Consider the following 17467-nt stretch of genomic DNA (forward strand, 5'->3'; position numbering starts at 1 on the left):
ACCACCTGAAGGATGGCGACCAACCCGTCGCGCTGCGGCGGGATTCAGTAGGGCGAGCCCGCGGTCAGCGAAGATCCCGTGCGCTCGCCTGCGCGCAGACCGCGACGACGTCGTCGAAGCATTCCAGCAGGGACGGCCGTTCCTCGGTGAGGTAGATGTGGGCGGCCGTGCTGAACCAGCCGAGCGCCATTTTTGTGAGAGCGCGGATTTCGAGTGCCGGGATGGTGTCGCCACATCTGCTCTCCAGGACCGCGGCCAGACTCGTCTCGAATGCCCGACTGCCCGTCGAGAACTGCTCCGCGGCGAGCTGTGGCTCTGTCGCGACCACGGCGCGGATCTGCTCGATCAGCCGCTGTTCGTAACCCTGCTCGGCGAGTTCCCGGAGCAGGAGGTGCAGGCTTGTCAGGGGCGCTTCATCGGCCGGTCTTTCGCGCAGGCGTTGGGTCGCGGTTTCGCGCCGTACGATGAGGTGGTCGAAGAGAACGGCCTCTTTCGTCGGGAAATGATGAAAGACGGTGCGGCGGCCGACGCGTGCTGCCGACGCGATCTGGTCGATCGTCGTCTCTGTATATCCCTGTGCTTGGAACAGGCGGAGGGCCTCGTCGGCGATGCGCACGCGCTTCGCGTTCGGATCGCGCTCGCGGGTCGGTGTTTCCGGCACGCATCAGGATTCTAGCCCCTTGACCCGGCGGGTGATGGCGGTCGCCCTGCGACCGCGGACGCCCCGCCCTCGGGTGGCGTGGCGCCTGCCGACGCCCTCGACCTTGACCACCCCTAGCTGTTGCACTAGTGTCATAGCTGGAAAGTTCGCAGGTAGCAGGGCTGAACTACAAGATCGAACCAGGTTGGGGCTCGGGGCTCGGGTGGAGGCACGAGTCCTCCCTGCGGCGACACGGGCCGTGGCACGGCACGCAGACATGTGGAGCCAGTATGCGTCCAGACGGACAAGGTGATCCCGCCTTACCCCCGGATCACCACTGCTCTCAGGTTCATGGAAGGCCGCGGGTGATCCGGCGCGGGTCGGGCGGAGAACCCGGGCCACCTGGCGCGCTCGAGACCATCCGCCGGAGAACACCGAAAACCGCCGGTGCAGGCCGACCGGCACGGAATCCAGACATTCTCGCGTGGTCGCGTGGTCGCGCGGACGGAGACCGGGACCGGCTCCAGGCCGCACCTGAATCGGCTCAGGCTCCACATCGGCCGCCTTGACCCCGGCCCCTTTTTTGGCTGCCCCCTCTCGGGCTGCCTTCTCTCGCTGCCGCCCGAATTTACCCATCCCGGCTTCAGTCCTGCCAAATTTCAGCTGCCTTCCGCCATCCGGCGACGGCAAGAGAGCGCGGGAAGGTGTCGCTTTCCGTGGCGCTCCTGGGCACTTGCGTCGCCCCGATCCGGGGATTTCGAACTTCGGCCTCGACAGAGGAGCTCCAGTGATCATCATACCGTTCAATGGAAAGAGCCCGAAGGTGGCGGCGTCCGCGCTCGTCGCCGACAACGTCACCCTCATCGGCGACGTCGAGATCGGCGAGGAGTGCTCGATCTGGCCCGGTGTGGTCATCCGGTCGGACACCACCCCGATCAGGATCGGCAACAACGTCCACATCGAGGAGAACTCGGTGCTGCACACCAGCACGCACATCGAGGACAACGTGATGATCGGGCACAACTGCACGATCGAGGCCTTCGTCGGCCACGACTGCATGATCGGGAACACGGCGGCGCTGATGCCGCTGTCGCGGGTAGGCGCCCACTGTGCCATCGCCGCCGGGTCCGTCGTGCTGGAGCAGGTGGAGATCCCCGAGTACTGCTTCGCGGTGGGTGCTCCCGCGAAGGTTCACTCGAAGATCGACCCGGGCAACCCCAAGCACGCGATGCGGCTTGCCTCCACCTACCTGCCCACGATGCGCAAGGTCGCCGACGAGTACCGCCGCCAGGGCATCTGGAGCCGGGCATGAGCAAGCCGGACGGGCCGCTGACAGGCATACGTGTCATCGACTGGACGATCTGGCAGCACGGCCCGGTGGCCGGCGCCATGCTCGGCGATCTCGGCGCGGACGTCATCAAGATCGAGGAGCGGCTCGGTGGCGACTCCGGCCGGGCCCAGTACGCCTTCCCCGACACCGGCACCTCTCCGTACTTCGAGGTCAACAACCGCAACAAGCGCAGCCTCGCCGTCGACCTGAAACGACCCGAGGGGGTGGCGCTGGTACGCCAGCTGGTCGCCCGTTCCGACGTGTTCATCCAGAACTTCCGGCCCACCGTCGCGGAGAAGCTGGGGCTGGACTACGAGACGCTGCGCGCCGACAACCCGATGCTCGTCTACGGCGCCGGCAGCGCCTACGGGCCCAACGGCCCCGAGCGAACCGCCCGCGCCTACGACCTGCTCGGCCAGGCCCGCTCCGGTCTGATGCTCAGACCCGGCTCCGACCAGGTCAACGTCGCAGACAGCGGCCTCGCCGACCAGATGGGCGCCATCATGCTCGCCTACGGCGTGCTCGCAGCCCTCCTCGCGCGGGAACGGCACGGGGTGGGCCAGCGGGTCGACACCTCCCTGTTCGGCAGCATGCTCGCCCTGCGCGGCCTCGCACTCGCCCTCGAGCTCATGACCCAGGACGGACGTGTCGCCACCTCGACGTTCCGCAAGCACCTGGGCGACGAGCCACCTTCACGGGAGAACCCGGGCAACCCGCTGTGGAACTACTACCAGTGCGCGGACGGCAAGTTGATCGCCATGGCCATGGTCCAGTCCGACCCGCACTGGGCGACCCTCCTCCACGCGCTCGGTGACCCCGAGCCGCTTGCCAGCGACCCCAGGTTCACCGACCACATCAGCCGCTGCCAGAACGGCCGCGCCTGTGTCGCCCTCCTCGACGAGCTCTTCGCGAAGGAACCCCGCGAGACCTGGCTGCGCCGGCTGCTCGCCACCGGCGACATGCCGATCACCGCGGTGAACACCACCGCCGACATCGTGAACGACCCCCAGGCGATCGCCAACAACTACATCGTCTCATTCGACCACCCCGCGATGGGAAAGACCCGGGTCCCCGGTTTCCCGGTCGCCCTCTCCGAAACACCGGCGCGCATCCAGCGTCAGGCGCCCGAGTTCGGCGAGCACACCGAGGAAATCCTGATCAACGTGCTCGGCCTGACCTGGGACGACATCTCCGACCTGCGCGAACAGGAAATCCTCTAGTGGCAGGCCCGGTGACGGAATTCAGGGCGGGTACCCGCCTCCACAGCGTCACCTGCACGACCGAGGTGATCGTGACCAAGGGAGGAAACGGCGTTCTCACCTGTGGGGGGAAACCCATGACCGCAGAGGACGTCCACGCCAACGGCGCCCGGCCGGGCCAGCCGGAGGAGGATCGCACTCTTCTCGGCAAGCGGTACCGGGCCCCGGGGGGAACCTTCGAGGCCCTCTGCGTCCGGCAGGGCGCCGGGGTGCTGGAACTCGACGGCGTGCCCCTGGAACTGGTCAAACCCAAAATCCTTCCGGCCTCGGACTGACTGCGACCGGCAGGTGGCCGCCTTCTGGCTACCAGCCGGCCTTCCGTCCGAACACCTCATGTCACTGCCGTTCGCCCGGACCCGCGCTCGCCCAGGTCTTTTGGTTCCGTCCCTTTTCATCTGTCTCGAACGTTGACAAGAGGTCCGTTGTGATCCCCAAAGTACGATTACTCGTCACCGCTGCCGTCTGTTGCGCAACGCTCGCCCTGGGCGCCTGCGGGGGAGGCGGCGACACCGGCCCGTCCTCGGGTGCCTCCGGCGAACCGGTTGCCGGTGGCGAGGGAAGAATTCTCACCCTCAGCGATCCGCGCAGTCTCGACCCGGCGGCTCTCGGCAACGCCTACGCAACCACCGGTGTCGTGGGCAACGCGCTGTACGGGACGCTGATGACCGACCCGGGCGGCAAAATACGGTACTCGATGGCCGAGTCCTTCCAGACCACCGACGCCGGGGCGACATTCGAGCTGAAACTGCGGTCGGGTCTGGTGTTCTCCGACGGAACCCCACTGGACGCCGAAGCCGTGAAGTTCAACTGGGACAGGCTCAAGAACCCGGCCACCGCCGCCATCTCCCGGTCGGAGGCGTCGATGATCGCCTCATCCGACGTGGTCGACGACACCACCTTGAAGATCACCATGGCCACACCGGTGCCGAAGTACGCCCAAGCCGTCCTCACCTCGTCCATGAACTGGATCGCTTCGCCGACCGCCCTGGAGAAGGGGCCGCAGGCCTTCGACGCGAACCCGATCGGCGCCGGGCCGTTCACCCTGCGGAGCTGGACACGCCAGGCCGCCATGGAACTGGTCAAGAACCCCCGCTACTGGGACGCCCCCAAGCCCTACCTCGACCGCCTCACCCTCCGCGCGGCCCTCGACAGCAGCCAGCGCTACAACACGGTGCTCACCGGGGGCGCGGACGCGGCCGTCGAGTCGAGCTGGGTCAACCTCGACAAAGCCGAGCAGGCCGGCCTGCCGACGAACCTCGTACCGACCGGCGGCGGCATCTTCATGGGGCTGAACACACGCAGGGCACCCTTCGACGACGTCCGCGCCCGCCAGGCCCTCGCCGCGGCAATCGACAGGGACGCACTCAACCAGGCTGTCTACAGCGGGACCGGTGAGCCCGTCGACACCCTGTTCAGCAAGGACTCTCCCTACTACTCGGACACGCCGCTGGCGACAACGGACCGCGCACGGGCGCAACGGCTCCTCGACGAGCTGGCCGCCGACGGCAAACCGCTGTCCTTCGTCTTCTCCAGCGTCCCCACGACGGACGGCAAGGCGATCGCGGAGAACATCCAGGCCCAGCTCAGCAGCTTCAAGAACGTCACCGTCAAGATCAGGACCATCGAGGTCACGGAGCTGGCCGCGCTGCGCACCACCCACGACTTCGACGTGCTCGTCTCGTCGGCCTTCTTCCAGGACCCCGAACCGCGGCTGTGGACGACCTTCCACGGGAGCTCGGCTGCGAACCTGCCCGGCATCGACGACCCGACACTCAACGAAAGCCTCGCGACCGCGCGCACCGCGACATCGGAGGCCGAACGCAAATCCGCCTACGCCACTCTGCAGGAACGGCTGGCCGAGCTGACTCCGGTGGTCTTCCTCTCGCAGGCGGCACCCAGCGCCTTCTCGAGCAAGAACGTCGGCGGACTCGTACAGTACGGCCTCGGTTCACTTCAGCCCGAGGAACTCTGGATCCAGCACTAACAGAGCCTCCCGTGATGGCCGTCCGCGGAGTTGTCCCTTTCGCCGGGCGGCTTTACCGGCCAAGCGGGTGATTCGTCGTCTTTCAGGGCAGATATGGACAGCCGACTGCTCTCGTGGAGCCGTTTCGATGACTGGCTGTGGTCGATGTAACGCCCATGGCACGGTCGTTGGACGGCCTTCCGGTTTCCCGACAGCCGGTTGCTGGATTCCGTTGGCCAACATCATGATGGGTGGGATGCTGTGCTGCCTGAGCGGGAGGTCCGCTACCTGCGCCTCCTCGTTGCCTTGCTTCGCAAGCTACTCGTCGACCGGTTGGTCGCTGTCTACCTGTTCGGCTCGGGGTCCTACGGCGACTACGACCCGGGGCCCAGCGACCTTGACGTTCAGGCAGTCATCGATGGCACCCTCGAACCGGCCCAGCGGGCGCGGCTCATCGAGGAGCTCGACCATACGGCGCTGCCGTGCCCGGCCCGCCGCCTCGAGTTCGTGTGCTACGACGTCCGGGATGTCGCACCACCGGATCGCCATCCTCGTTTCCAGCTCAACCTCAATACGGGTTCTGACATCGCTCGCCACGTTTCGACCGACCCGTCTACCGAGTCGAGCCACTGGTTCCTGCTCGACCTGGCGATTGGTCGAGACCTCGGTCGGGCCCTGTACGGACCGTCGCCGGCGGACCTGCTGACAGGGATCCCTCGAACCTGGCAGCTATCCGCAATCCTCGACTCTCTGTCGTGGCACGATGCCAGTGAGCCGGCGACTCCCAACCGTGTTCTCAATGCGTGTCGGAGCTGGCGGTATGCCGAAACCGAAATCTGGGGCTCAAAGCGGCAGGGAGCCCGCTGGGTCACCGCTCACCATCCGGATCTCACCGTGGTATCCGAGGCCCTGTCGAGTCGCCGCAACTACGGTGCCGTCAATTCTCGTGCCGCCGATGAGCTCGACATGCGAACGCGCGCTGCCGTCACCGCCGCTCTGAACACGACCACAGGACCTGCCTAAAATGACTCGTTTGGGTGGTCGGTGCCCCGCAAGATCATCTTGTGCCTAGCCCGCAAACGGGCTCCAACTGGAGCAGCTAGACATACTCAGAGTTGCTGGCAACCGCGCTCGTGTCGAGATCAGCGGCAACGCGGATACGACGGAAATCCCGCACACCCGCGTTCACGACCTGCGCCACACCGCGGCGTCGCTGCTGTTCTCCGCCGGTGTTGACCTGAACGAGATTCGCGCCCTGCTGCGGCACACCCGGCTGGCCACCACGGCGGACGTCTACGTGGACATCCTCGACGAAGTCCGGCGCTCCACGGCCCGGAGCATGGATGGCATCCTCTCCCGGCTCTACAGCTCGTCAGTTACGGAAAAGTGACGAGGATCGGGAGGAGGCGCCGTCGGCCCATGCTCCCGGACACGGGCGTCGTCCGCTCCGGTGGTCACGCGTCACGGCTGCGCAGCGCATGCCAGCCGCCGAAGACCGCAGCTGTCGCCCAGAAAGTCATGATTATCAGGCCCAGCCATGGGTTATAGAAGACGTCGGGGTCCGACTGGAGGTTCATGATCGCGTACTGTCCGGCCCGGTCTGGCAGGAACTGGGTGATGTTCCAGAGGCTGGGAACCTCCATGCTCAACGGGGACAGCAGGAACAGGAACGGCAGGAACAGGCCCAATGTCGCGGCCACGGAACGGGTCATCGCGGCGAGGCCCATGCACAGGAGGGTCAGCAGCGGAAAGTAGAGGATCAGAGAAATCACGCCGCGCACCGCGCCGGGATCGCCGAGGGACACCCCGTGCTCGCCCAGCAGACCCTGGGTCAGGAAGAACGTCAGCGGCGCAGCGGGGAGAGCAACGGCCAGTGACAGGCCCGCAGTGGTCAGGAGCTTGCCCAGGTAGAAGCGGGTTCGCTGGGGAACGGCGGTGAGCGAGGTGGTGATCGTGCCCTTCTCGTATTCGCCCCCGAGGGACAGCATCGCGAAGACAGCCAGCGCGATCTGGGCGAAGTTCAGGCTCCAGAAACCCACCGCCAGCGGATCGTAGTCCGCTTCGGCGGCCTCTGCGTCGCCGTAGGCCCCGCACGCGAGGGCACCGAAGCCGACGAGCATGACGGCGGCCAGTGCCAGCGACCAGACGAGGGATCGGAGGGACCTGATTTTGGTCCATTCCGAGTACAGCACCGGTTGCAAGGTCATGTCAGAGCGCCCGTCCGGCGGCGGCGAACTCGGTGGAGTGCGCGGTCATGCGCAGGAACGCCTCCTCCAGGGAGTCGCTGTGCAGCGCAAGCTCCTGAAGTGGCACGCCTTCGCGTGCGGCGACCGCGCCGATCTGGTCCGGCTGGGCGTCAGGTATCTCCCACGTTCCGCTGTTCGTCGGTGTCAGGACGAACCCCTCGGCGGCCAGGGCCTTGCCCAGCTGTTCGGGTCTTGGCGTGCGCAGCCGTACCCGGCCGCGGCCGTACCGGGCGCTGAACTCGGTCATGCTGACGTCGGCCAGCAGACGGCCCCTGCCGATCACGATCAGATGGTCGGCGGTCACCGCCATCTCGTTCATGAGATGGCTGGAGGCCAGGACCACCCGCCCATCCTCGGCGAGCTCCTTGAGCAGGCTCCTGACCCACTGGATGCCTTCGGGGTCGAGGCCGTTGAGCGGCTCGTCCAGGATGACCACTCGAGGATCACCGAGCAGTGCGGCCGCGAGCCCGAGCCGCTGGCGCATCCCCAGGGAGAATCCGCCGATCCGACGTCTGGCCGCGGCGGCCAGGCCCACCCGGTCGAGCATCTCGTCCACCCGTGCGTCCGGGATCCTGTTGCTCCTGGCCAGGACCAGTAGCTGGTCACGAGCCCGCCGCCCTGGATGCACGGCGGACGGATCGAGGAGCGCACCGACGTGCCGCAACGGCTCCCCGATCTGCGCGTATGGCTGGCCGCTGATGAGCACCTCGCCGCCCGTCGGCCGGTCGAGCCCGAGCATCATCCGCATGGTGGTCGACTTGCCCGCTACCGAAGTACCGTAATGCTCCCAAACCGACGGGAGTGATCATGGTTGTGACGGTGGGCGACGTGCGACAGGCCGCGCGGTTGCGTGCGGGTACCTACAGTCGCGACAGCGATGATCCGGCGGGCGGCCGGTCGGTGGCGTCGCAGGACGACGATTCGACGAGGGTGTGTGAGCGTGAGGGGTGGACTATTGTTCGCCGTTTCACGGACCAGCGGCGTGGCGCGTCGCGGTTCTCGGCGAACGGGGGCCGTGGCAGGCCCGATTTCGACGCGATGGTGAAAGCTATCCGGTCGGGCGAGCTGGACATTCTGGTGACGACGGAATGCTCTCGTTTCATGCGTGATCTTGCCGTGTACGCGGAGTTGGCGGAATTGTGCCGCCGGGCGGGTGTGTTGTGGTGCTACAACGGCAGGGTTTACGACTTGGCAGACGAGGAAGACGAGTTTCAGACGGGGTTGGATGCACTGTTGGCTGTGCGTGAGGCAGGAAAGATTGCCAAGCGAGTTCGGCGGGGTATGCGGTCGCAGGCGACTAATGGAAAGTATCACGGGGGTGGGAATCGGCCGTATGGGTGGCGTCGTACGGGCAGCAGGGGGACAGCGGTGGGTAAGCTCATTCCCGTTCCTCGGGAACAGGAAATCATCCGGGAATTGACGTTGCGGGTGATCCGGGCGGGTGAGCGGGATTCGTGTCGCCATCTGGCATTGGAGTTGCGGCAGCGATGGGAGCCGACAGCGGTTCAGTACCGGACGTTGAAGTCACGCGATGGGAAAGTGAGCTTGAAGAAGGCGGAATGGACGGCTGAGCGCGTTCGGAACGTTGTGTTGCGCGCGATGAACGCGGGTCTTCGTGAGCACCACGGCGAGTTGTACCGGGCAGTATGGGGACGCGAGATCGCACAGAAGGACGGTACGACGGAGTGGGGATGCGCGGTCACTCGCTCGGAGTGGGAGGCAGCGTGCGCGATTCTGAGAGATCCGGAGCGACGGACGAACCATTCTCCGGCTGAACGGTACCTGCTCTCCGGAATCGCGACGTGCCCCGACGGCCATTTCTACTGGTCGGCAGGTCTCCGTAACGGAATTCTCACGTACGCCTGTGGCGTGTCGACCGAGCATAAGAACCATCTGTTCCGGCAGATGCGAAAGACCGACGATCTTGTGTATGCGGTCCTGTGTGGGGTGTGGCAGGACGGTGTGTGCACTACGCCGGGGCTGTTGGCGCGGGAAAACCTGGGCTGGACTTCGGAGAATGATCCGGTGTCGGTCACAGAGATGCGCGCGAAAGTGGATGCGCTCCGCAAGTCTCGGGACCAGTTGGAAGACGCTTTGGCGGGATATCCCGTCGAGGAGTTGAAGCACGTCCGTAAGGAGGGGTTGCAGCGGAACCTACAGCGGACCCTTGCGGACTTGGAGAAGGAAGAGGAGAAGCTAACTGGCATGGTGGTGCCGGATGTGACGGATGGGTTGGAGGACATCAGCGAAAAGGATTTCCGGGCGCTGCCGATCGCTGTGCAGCGTGAGGTTGTGCGCGCGCTGCTCACGGTCACGATCCTCCCGACACAGCGGGGGTCGCGGTTCAACCCGGACGCGATCATCATCCGGGAACGGCGTCGCGTCACGTTGACCAGTGATGGGGAGTGACGACCACGCTCGCCGTGGCCTAGCGGGCACGCAGATGGCCTCCCGCACCCTGCTCAGGGTGCGGGAGGCCATCTGCGTGTCGGCTGGTGTCTATCCGGCCGGTGGCGGATCGGAGCGTTGCGGTAGGCCGTCACGGGTCAGATGCCGCTGGACCGCGTCGCGGACATCCTGGGGTACCGGGGGGATGGAGGCGAGTGCGGCACGGACGTACCGGTCAAGGTCGGTGAGCGGTGGATCGTCGCTGGTCTCGTCCGGGTGGGGGGTGTCGTCGGCCGGGGGCCGTGGGTCGTCCTGGGTGGCTATCGGCGGGCCTCTCTGGCGTGTGTGGCGCCGTGGGTAGCGGTAGCGGCCGTGACGGGCCTGTGGGGGCCTCTGCGGGCCGTTCGGCGCGTGTGGGGGTCCTGGGCGCTACGCGCTACACGCGCGGATTGCGCTGGTCACGGGCGTGCACGGGCCATCGGGGGTGTGAACGGTGCCGCTACGTGTAGCGGCACCGTGCGCTACGGGGAACGGGGGTGTGGGGCGCGTTGGAGGGCCGCGCGGACCGCGTCTGCGCGTGCGCCCTTGAGCACGCTGGTGCCGCGCCGGACGTTGACGGAGGGCACGCCCAGCGCGCGGCACTGCGCGCTGATCACTTCGGCATTCACGTCCGCGTAGTGCTCGGGAAAAACCCGGGCCAGACGCTCGGCAACTTCCGGCCAGTGCAGCGCGGAATCCCCCCCGAAGATCGTGGCGACGTCTTCGAGCACGTTCCGCGCCGCTTCCGTGGCCTGGAACGGGAGTCCGGCAGCCTGCCCGGTGAGGGTTCCGAGCTTCTCCCGGCGGACACGCGCCGCTGTCAGGATCTTCGCGGAATCCTCTGCGTCGGCAAGGTAGGAACGCACGGTGGGACTGTGATCCAACGCGCCGCGTAGGATACCGACTCCCTTGTATTCAGGGTCAAGGGTGCTCGAATCAAGACCTTCCGAGTAGGCGCCACTACCGAGTACCAGGTCGGACACGACGTAGCTTCCGGTTTTCAACGCGAACCGCACAATATGATTGTCGCGGTAGTCCGTGAATCGGCGCGCGACTTCGCCACCGGACCCGATCCCGGACGGCCGTTGCGTCGCACTCCCAATGATCACACCGGCGGCGGGAGCCACCCGGACGAGGTAGACGAGAAGATCGGCTATCTCCCGGTCGACGTCGCTGTCACCGGTCGAAAAGTAGAGCTGGAATTCGTCGAGGATGAGGAACCGCACGGGCATTCCGTAGGACGGATCACGGGCTATTTCGCGAGTGAGTTTTCCCTCTGGGACAACGGACGGGGGAAGGTCCGACAGGCGTATGTAGCGGTCTTCGACGTCCCGTTTGATCTCTCGGAGTGTGTCGAGAAGAATTTCGATCGGGTCGCCGTCGCGAGTGAGTGCCATACCGAAGGAACAGCGGTCGGCTACCGCCGTGAACCCTCGCCAGTCGGGCCGTCCCGATGCATCGAACACCGACAGTTTCACGTAGGGGTCGGCAGCCGCGTACAAGCCGATGTGACGCAGCGAGAACGATTTTCCTTTTCGTGGCTGCGCGCCGACAAGGATGCTGTTCCACAGGAGGTCTAGGAGGACTTGCCGGCCGCGTTCGTCGAGTCCGAGAGGAATCGGTTTCCAGATATCCGTTTCATGGAGACGCAACAGGGGGGTGCGTCCGGCTGGAATGGCCAGTGGGTCGCGGTCCGCCACCCACAGGACATGCCGCCTATTGGATGTTTTGTCGGGAGAGAGGAATACTTGGGAGATGGCCACGTCGAGGCCGGACGCGATCGCCGGATGCGCTCTCGTCGCGTCCGTGAAACCTTTGCCGTAGGGAAGGTCAACGAGCACGCGGCTACCGTCTCCGTCGCGCGCCATCGCGCTCCCGAAGGTGATTTGCTGCCCGGGTTTTTCCGGGTCGCCGAGTCTCGCCGCGTAGTAGGCACGAAGAACGATGTCCGCGGTCAGCCTGCGGAATCGGGGTGTGACGACCGCCGGGGGAATCAACCGGCCGTGCTGGGGTCGTCCGGCCACGACGAACGGTGCCGCGATCCCCACCACGAGAATGATCCGTCCGAGGATCGGCAGGGTTTCCCACACGGACGGGAGAACGAATATTGCACATCCGCACACGGCCATTTCGGCGAGCACGATGAGTGCGTGTCGTGTCCGCGCGGCGTGCACGGTCCGGTGCAGGCTCAACCAGGTCGATGCGTCCCCGTTCGCGGCAGCCTGCCGGAGACCGGACGCGTCCGTGACCATGAGCCATCGGCCGTGCTGGGACAGGAGCCGTCCCGCGCCGATGAGAGCAGCGCGGAGCGCCACCACGAGGTACCAGGGGGCGCGGACGGTGTGGAACAGCGCCACGTAGGCCCAGAACGCTCCGGTGTGGCGCACGGTGGTGGCAAGGTGGGGCCACCGTAGATCCTCGCGCACGATCGGCCGCCGCTCCCCCTCACGGGGTTTCGTGGCCGCGTGGGGAAGGTCCACCACGGTGCCGGTGGGGGGCCGGTCTGCGTCGAGGTCGACCGCGTAACTCTCGGCGCTGGTGTGGCGGGTCTCGGCGAGTGCGGCAGCGATATCGGGTGTCCAGCCGGATGCATCGGATCGCGGATCTTCGTCCGCCATCGAAGGAACCTCCAAGGTGCGGGAAACGGGTGCCGGTCCGGCCTGTGGGACGGACCGGCACCCCGTTTACAAGGGAATGGTTAGCGGACGGAAATGTGGTGTTCGATGGCCTTACCGGTGTTGGTGTCGTCGCGCCGGTCGAGGTGGCCCTGAATGAGCTGCCCGCTTGCCAGGATCAGCGCGCACAGGTTCGCGAGAACGACATCAACCACGAGGAGGATGAAAAGGAAGGTCATCACTGCTGTGACTCCACGCGGACCGGGAGAACCGACAGGACGGACTCGATGAAGTCCCACACCCCGTGGGCGACGACCCCGATCCCGAAACGGCCGAGAAAGAAACCGAGAAGGACGCACGTCACGGGAACCAGGCGGCTGACTCGCAACCGCGGCGCGAACGCGGAAACACCGAGGAGAAGCAGGATCAGAACGACGGCAGAAATGTCCATGGGGGTGGTCTCCATGAGTCCGGAAAACGGATTGGGAGGCGAGAGAGGATGGGTCCTCACTCGACCGGACCGAAGTAGTCCGGGGGCACCTCGACACCCGCGGCGTCCGCCCACGTCATGTAGGTGTCGCGGTAGGCCGTGCGGGTGTCCGCCTGATACGTCGTCATGCGCTCACGGACGATGTCGAGGACGTCGAAGAACTCCAAGTCGAGCAGCGTCGTCGCCGATCCGATGATCTCCATGTAGATGCGGTGCAGCACCGTGAACGCGGTGTAGGTCGCCTGGTACTCGTCCCACTTCACCTGAATACGGTTCTCCAGGTCGGACAGGGTGAGCGGCCCGAACTTCGGGTCGATTTCGGACATGCTTAATAAGCCCCTTCTAGGGAACGGAAACCGAGGGATTGAAAGCGAGAGGTAAAGCGGAGGTCAGTGCCGGTTACGGCGGCGGAAGAACAGCACGGAACCCGCGACAATTGCCAGGACGGCCACGGCCAGGGCGCCGCCGCCGTGCTCCGCCAGAAACGCAAATCCGGTCAGGAGGAGAACCAGCGCCCCGAGAGCGAGGAAAACGCGACCGGCCCACTTCACCAGCGGCACGAAGACCAGCAGCAGGAGGAGGAGAAAGAGCATGGGAGTACCCCACAAAGGACACGTGCGTGGACAGGGGGAAGGAATTCGGTGTGATCCGAGTCGCGCGCCCCGGATCGGTACGAAACCAATCCTGCCCCCGCAGAACCGCCTTGTCTGGGCGCCCAGTGGGCAAGTATTCGGGTTTTCGATCTTCATGGAATGGGCGCCAACTGGGCGACGCTGGGCGTGGAGTGGGCGGCACTGGGCGCCTACTGGGCAACGATCATCCGTGCTCCGCACTGGGCGCAAAGTGGGCGCGTACTGGGCGGGAACAGAGCACGGACGACCCGCATAAACACAGGGCCCGGACTACCTATGAACAACTACGGGCGCACCGCAACCCGCGATGGCATGTCCTAGCCATACTCATAGGTAGTAGTTAGACGATCGCCCAACGTGACGATCGTGGGGCGTATTGCTCACTGTCAGTGAAAGGAGGTGCGCTCCGACGGTAGGGCTTGCCCTCCCCTTACCCCGGAGCGCCCCACACGCGCCATGAACGACAGCCACGCGGACCACGACGACCGCGACCCGACGGGCCTCATCGCGCTGCTAGATGACCTACTCGCGACCGGCGCCCAGCACCCGAAGGATCTACTGAACGGCGCCAAGGGGCTCGTCACCCGTCTCGCACCCGGTGAACCTGGCACGGTGTACCACCGTGCGCGACGGGCTCACCGTGTCCTCATCGCGTCTATCGATGCTCTCGGGAGGCCACGAAGTGACGCACTACGGGCCTTGTATAACTTGGACCCGATCCCACGCGGAAAAAAGCCGCCCTTCACGCTGACGGAAAGACGAGAAAAAGCGGCGGAAATTTACCATCTAAGCGCCGAGACGATCCGACGCCACACCGAAGACGATCTCCTTGAAGCTCTCGCGATGGAAATCGATTACCGGATTTCCCGCGGCGAGGGATCGACGTGGTTGTCAACCTACTTGCACTTTAAGCTCCCGCACCAACTCCCACCCCCGCCGATCGAGTTTTACCGGCTTGCGCGCGAGCGACACATAAGGAATCAGCCGCGAACCGTACGGGACAATCGGCGCCCATGGACACCGAACCAAGCCGACTCATGATCAGAATCCGAGTCCCACGGTCAGCGCCCCGCCGCCGGCCGCACTGACCGAAACGGCCCCCGGTGCGGAACACGTCCACGTGGTCCCCATCGATCATCACGTGATGATCGCGCGCCCTGCCGGTCGTGGCAGGGCGCGTGCGGGCACGGCTACTCGGCCTCCTTGGATGCCGGCCGATGCCGCGCGATCCACGCTTGCACGTCCGAGGCACGCCAGAACCGGTAGTGCCGAGCCTGCTGCACAGGCTTCGGGAAGTCCGGCCGGTGCGAGAGCTGCCGCGCGCGTTCGGTCGTGACGCCTAGCTTCTCGGCGATGTCGCCAGTGGTCCACAGCGGTTCGTCGGTCACGCGCGTGATGCTATAGCCCGACCCCAACAGTGCCTCTATCATTGGGGTTGCCCCACACCAACAGCGGTCCGCAAGCGGTCCGAGGGCAGTGCTGGCACACCGTCCCCGGACCTAGGACCGCCACCCCTGACAGCGACAGGAGGAAGCGGCCCCATGCCCAGTATTCCGCCCACAGGCCACGGTCCCTGGAGGAACCCGTTCGACGGAGAGCGGTTCGTCTCCGTACGCCGGACCGCACGCGGACTGTACGAACTCGCGGTCAGCCCCGGAGCTGACCTCCACGAGATCGTCAACGTCACCGCCACCATGCCCAGCGTCGTTTACCTCGACCACCGGCCGGCGGAACCGAGCGACCCAACCGTGATCCTCACCTTCGGGCCCATCCCCACCCCCACCGGACGGCGACCGTACGGCCCACACGGGACGGGCGCCACCGGGTGGACACCCGCCCTCGACCCCACCGACGACCCACCCACCCTCACTGATATCGAACTCCGGGACATCGTTAACCGGACCCTTCGCCGGTTGTAAGGACGTCACCTCGACGCAACGAGGAACCCAACTCGGTAACCGACCAGCAAAGGGCGAAGGGGCACCCCGAAGGGTGCCCCTTTCGTCGTTGTGCGACCGGGAACGGCGAGCACACCGGGTCGTGTCCGGTGCAGTAGGGTCGGTGTTCCGAGATCCGACTAGCCCGAGGAACAACGATGCTCGACCTACGGGAGACTCCGATCCCTGACGTAATCGGCCATTGCGCGGCGGCATTCTCCATCGATCTCGATACCGAGAATCCGGCTTTCGGATGGGGTGGAAAATCCATGGGGTTCGGGACGAGTCGGGGAACGTGGATCAAGATTCTCTTTCGACCTGCGAGCCAGATCAACGAGCGTATATGGACGGGGGAAGAATGCGCTTCGGTCCTCACTGGCGTGTCGAAACCGCAGCTTCTCGGTTCTGTGCGCTGGTTCGACCCAACGCGCGAACTGGTGTGGCGGGCAGACGAGACGACCCGCGTAGAGAGCCCTTCGATCAGCTCAACACCGGAGATACGCGAGGAACCGCGGAACCTCTCTGGCGCGTGGTGGACCGCTCTACGTGATTCGCTCACTGCCCTTACCGAGACGAAGACGACTCGCGTAGCCGTCCGACAGGATTTGATCGACAGGCGGATACGGGAGTATGCCGGTCCAATGGTAGATCCGACCGTGGACGAGTGGTTGCCGACTCATGCTGATGTCCACTGGGCGAATCTCACGGCGCCTGAAATGATGCTTCTGGATTGGGAAGGTTGGGGTCTGGGGCCGCGTGGGCTCGACGGTGCGACTCTGTGGGCTTTTTCGTTGCTGGTTCCTGCCGTTGCCGAGCGAGTGTCTGATCTATTCGCCGATGACTTGTCCTGCCGGTCTGGGGCGCTGGCTCGCTTGTTTATGTGTGTCGAACTTCTGAGGATGATCCGCAACTTCGGCGATCACCCGGATTTGGCTGAGCCCCTGACCCGTGAAGCTGAGCGGCTCGTGACCGAACTGTCAGGGGCTGAGTAGCCCCCTCTGCGGGCCGGTCGCTGTCGATCCCGCAGGACGGATCGGTATCTGTCGATCGTCGTTCGGTCGACGCCGAGCCGTGTTGCCTCCACCAGTTCCCGGAGATGGCCCGGATCATTGACGCTAACCGCGACTCGCCCGACCTTCGGCAATTCGTAGGCCAAGCGGAAAGCTGCCTCGACGGAACTGTGTTGACCCTGCGTGCTAAGGAACGGCGCAAGGTTGACCGTGTCCCAGAAAGGAGCCCGGGTACTACCCGAAAAAGGGCTCATTCCCCACCGCCGGTCCCGGGCCACCCCGAAAAGGTCTGCGAGATTCTCGGATGCCTCGACAATAGCGGAACTGGCGAGCACCCCGGATCGGTGCATCAGGTGGGAGGGAGAGCTGCGAAGTTCCCGGCCATGGCATAGCACTTGGACGATAATTCGAGGGTCCCACGTCGATATCCCCCACTCCCCACACAGCCCGGAGCGCGCCGCTTTATCCAAGGCGTGACAGGCTTTATCCAGGGAGTTGCGGGCCGCATGTGGTCCAAGCTGGCGGATACTTCTCTCGGGATTGTGTAGAAACACTACGTCCGGAACCCGACCCAAGGAATCCGCCGTGGTCTCGATTGCCACTCGGAGCCGCGTGGGGTCTAGCGAATGCTCGGAATTCCCCGTGGGCGATGGGAAAAAGCCGACTTTGGTAGACAGAAAAAATTCTGTCAATAGATCACCGGCCACGCCCGCGAGCAGCTCCAACGACGCAAAATTGGCATAGTTGAAAGCCGTGTCGAGATCTCGTACTCCCCGATCTAGTGCGGCTTCTAAGATGGCTCGACTGTGACGAGTCCGGTAAAACCCGAGAGCGATTCGTCGGTCAGGTGGGCGCATATCCCCTCTTTGACTAGGGCTCTGGCGAGGGATCGGATATCGGGCTCTTCCCAGTTGGCCG

The 17467-nt window shown here is 65.2% G+C and carries 19 protein-coding genes and 1 pseudogene; 9 read left to right on the plus strand and 11 right to left on the minus strand.

Annotated features, from left to right (window positions below):
- Nucleotides 1-64 precede the first annotated feature (64 nt).
- Nucleotides 65-661 carry a TetR/AcrR family transcriptional regulator gene (locus E0504_RS44560; RefSeq protein ID WP_112106234.1) on the minus strand — a complete coding sequence of 199 codons (597 nt, stop codon included), beginning with the start codon at nt 659-661 and terminating at the stop codon, nt 65-67.
- Between the two features lie 766 nt (nt 662-1427).
- Between E0504_RS44560 and E0504_RS44565 the strand changes: the two genes are divergently transcribed.
- The 5 genes from E0504_RS44565 (at nt 1428) to E0504_RS44585 (ending at nt 6215) form a co-directional block, all read left to right on the plus strand.
- Complete coding sequence (locus tag E0504_RS44565; protein ID WP_112106235.1) at nt 1428-1952, plus strand: gamma carbonic anhydrase family protein; 525 nt, start codon at nt 1428-1430, stop codon at nt 1950-1952.
- Entirely contained in the window at nt 1949-3190 is a 1242-nt protein-coding gene (locus E0504_RS44570) for a CaiB/BaiF CoA-transferase family protein (protein WP_071062274.1), read from the plus strand. The genes E0504_RS44565 and E0504_RS44570 overlap by 4 nt, the downstream gene beginning before the upstream one ends.
- 116 nt (nt 3191-3306) lie before the next feature.
- On the plus strand, nt 3307-3504 hold the full coding sequence (locus tag E0504_RS53005; protein ID WP_235013950.1) for a hypothetical protein: 198 nt from the start codon (nt 3307-3309) through the stop codon (nt 3502-3504).
- Between the two features lie 149 nt (nt 3505-3653).
- On the plus strand, nt 3654-5213 hold the full coding sequence (locus E0504_RS44580) for an ABC transporter substrate-binding protein (protein ID WP_131627508.1): 1560 nt from the start codon (nt 3654-3656) through the stop codon (nt 5211-5213).
- A gap of 240 nt (nt 5214-5453) precedes the next feature.
- Nucleotides 5454-6215 (plus strand): aminoglycoside adenylyltransferase domain-containing protein, encoded by a 762-nt coding sequence (locus tag E0504_RS44585; protein WP_160144269.1) that lies wholly within the window; start codon nt 5454-5456, stop codon nt 6213-6215.
- Nucleotides 6216-6291: 76 nt separating this feature from the next.
- On the opposite strand, the gene E0504_RS53010 is transcribed toward E0504_RS44585, so the two are convergent.
- On the minus strand, nt 6292-6459 hold the full coding sequence (locus E0504_RS53010) for a hypothetical protein (protein WP_235013951.1): 168 nt from the start codon (nt 6457-6459) through the stop codon (nt 6292-6294).
- On the opposite strand from E0504_RS53010, the gene E0504_RS44590 reads away from it, so the two are divergent.
- The gene (locus tag E0504_RS44590; protein ID WP_373694009.1) at nt 6406-6582 is read left to right on the plus strand and encodes a hypothetical protein; all 177 of its coding nucleotides are present in this window, start codon (nt 6406-6408) and stop codon (nt 6580-6582) included. The genes E0504_RS53010 and E0504_RS44590 overlap by 54 nt on opposite strands.
- A gap of 64 nt (nt 6583-6646) precedes the next feature.
- Here E0504_RS44590 and E0504_RS44595 read toward each other — a convergent pair whose 3' ends face one another.
- On the minus strand, nt 6647-7399 hold the full coding sequence (locus tag E0504_RS44595) for an ABC transporter permease (RefSeq protein ID WP_112106239.1): 753 nt from the start codon (nt 7397-7399) through the stop codon (nt 6647-6649).
- Between the two features lies 1 nt (nt 7400).
- A pseudogene (locus E0504_RS44600) lies at nt 7401-8204 on the minus strand (ATP-binding cassette domain-containing protein); the annotation flags it as partial.
- 41 nt (nt 8205-8245) lie between these two features.
- Here E0504_RS44600 and E0504_RS44605 point away from each other — a divergent pair.
- Nucleotides 8246-9847: a recombinase family protein gene (locus tag E0504_RS44605; RefSeq protein WP_131627510.1), complete on the plus strand. Its 1602-nt coding sequence runs from the start codon at nt 8246-8248 to the stop codon at nt 9845-9847.
- 500 nt (nt 9848-10347) lie between these two features.
- On the opposite strand, the gene E0504_RS44610 is transcribed toward E0504_RS44605, so the two are convergent.
- The 6 genes from E0504_RS44610 to E0504_RS44630 all read right to left on the minus strand — a co-directional run bounded on the left by E0504_RS44610 (nt 10348) and on the right by E0504_RS44630 (nt 14990).
- The gene (locus E0504_RS44610; RefSeq protein ID WP_243657921.1) at nt 10348-12117 is read right to left on the minus strand and encodes a cell division protein FtsK; all 1770 of its coding nucleotides are present in this window, start codon (nt 12115-12117) and stop codon (nt 10348-10350) included.
- Between the two features lie 446 nt (nt 12118-12563).
- On the minus strand, nt 12564-12719 hold the full coding sequence (locus E0504_RS50950) for a hypothetical protein (protein ID WP_165938826.1): 156 nt from the start codon (nt 12717-12719) through the stop codon (nt 12564-12566).
- On the minus strand, nt 12719-12931 hold the full coding sequence (locus tag E0504_RS44615) for a hypothetical protein (RefSeq protein ID WP_131627514.1): 213 nt from the start codon (nt 12929-12931) through the stop codon (nt 12719-12721). Before E0504_RS44615 ends, E0504_RS50950 begins: the two co-directional genes overlap by 1 nt.
- Before the next feature lie 56 nt (nt 12932-12987).
- Nucleotides 12988-13296, minus strand: a complete 309-nt coding sequence (locus E0504_RS44620; protein WP_131627516.1) for a hypothetical protein — start codon at nt 13294-13296, stop codon at nt 12988-12990.
- A gap of 63 nt (nt 13297-13359) precedes the next feature.
- A complete protein-coding gene (locus E0504_RS44625; protein ID WP_131627518.1) occupies nt 13360-13563 on the minus strand; it encodes a hypothetical protein in 204 nt (67 codons plus the stop codon).
- Between the two features lie 1229 nt (nt 13564-14792).
- Nucleotides 14793-14990, minus strand: coding sequence for an AlpA family transcriptional regulator (locus E0504_RS44630; RefSeq protein WP_243657922.1), 198 nt, complete (start codon nt 14988-14990; stop codon nt 14793-14795).
- Between the two features lie 153 nt (nt 14991-15143).
- On the opposite strand from E0504_RS44630, the gene E0504_RS44635 reads away from it, so the two are divergent.
- Both E0504_RS44635 and E0504_RS44640 read left to right on the plus strand, forming a co-directional pair.
- Nucleotides 15144-15521, plus strand: coding sequence for a hypothetical protein (locus tag E0504_RS44635; RefSeq protein ID WP_131627522.1), 378 nt, complete (start codon nt 15144-15146; stop codon nt 15519-15521).
- A gap of 176 nt (nt 15522-15697) precedes the next feature.
- Complete coding sequence (locus tag E0504_RS44640; protein WP_131627524.1) at nt 15698-16531, plus strand: hypothetical protein; 834 nt, start codon at nt 15698-15700, stop codon at nt 16529-16531.
- Here the strand turns inward: E0504_RS44640 and E0504_RS54720 are convergent.
- Nucleotides 16459-17406, minus strand: a complete 948-nt coding sequence (locus tag E0504_RS54720; RefSeq protein WP_131627526.1) for an aldo/keto reductase — start codon at nt 17404-17406, stop codon at nt 16459-16461. The genes E0504_RS44640 and E0504_RS54720 overlap by 73 nt on opposite strands.
- Nucleotides 17407-17467 lie beyond the last annotated feature (61 nt).

The organism is Parafrankia sp. BMG5.11 (assembly GCF_004337455.1).

Bases quoted from the DNA above. Each gene is read 5' to 3' on its own strand.
- E0504_RS44620 (WP_131627516.1), bottom strand. From the start codon at position 13,296: ATGTCCGAAATCGACCCGAAGTTCGGGCCGCTCACCCTGTCCGACCTG.
- E0504_RS44640 (WP_131627524.1), top strand. From the start codon at position 15,698: ATGCTCGACCTACGGGAGACTCCGATCCCTGACGTAATCGGCCATTGC.
- E0504_RS54720 (WP_131627526.1), bottom strand. From the start codon at position 17,406: ATGCGCCCACCTGACCGACGAATCGCTCTCGGGTTTTACCGGACTCGT.
- E0504_RS53005 (WP_235013950.1), top strand. From the start codon at position 3,307: ATGACCGCAGAGGACGTCCACGCCAACGGCGCCCGGCCGGGCCAGCCG.
- E0504_RS44615 (WP_131627514.1), bottom strand. From the start codon at position 12,931: ATGGACATTTCTGCCGTCGTTCTGATCCTGCTTCTCCTCGGTGTTTCC.
- E0504_RS44625 (WP_131627518.1), bottom strand. From the start codon at position 13,563: ATGCTCTTTCTCCTCCTCCTGCTGCTGGTCTTCGTGCCGCTGGTGAAG.
- E0504_RS44595 (WP_112106239.1), bottom strand. From the start codon at position 7,399: ATGACCTTGCAACCGGTGCTGTACTCGGAATGGACCAAAATCAGGTCC.
- E0504_RS44635 (WP_131627522.1), top strand. From the start codon at position 15,144: ATGCCCAGTATTCCGCCCACAGGCCACGGTCCCTGGAGGAACCCGTTC.
- E0504_RS50950 (WP_165938826.1), bottom strand. From the start codon at position 12,719: ATGACCTTCCTTTTCATCCTCCTCGTGGTTGATGTCGTTCTCGCGAAC.
- E0504_RS44605 (WP_131627510.1), top strand. From the start codon at position 8,246: ATGGTTGTGACGGTGGGCGACGTGCGACAGGCCGCGCGGTTGCGTGCG.
- E0504_RS44610 (WP_243657921.1), bottom strand. From the start codon at position 12,117: ATGGTCACGGACGCGTCCGGTCTCCGGCAGGCTGCCGCGAACGGGGAC.
- E0504_RS44570 (WP_071062274.1), top strand. From the start codon at position 1,949: ATGAGCAAGCCGGACGGGCCGCTGACAGGCATACGTGTCATCGACTGG.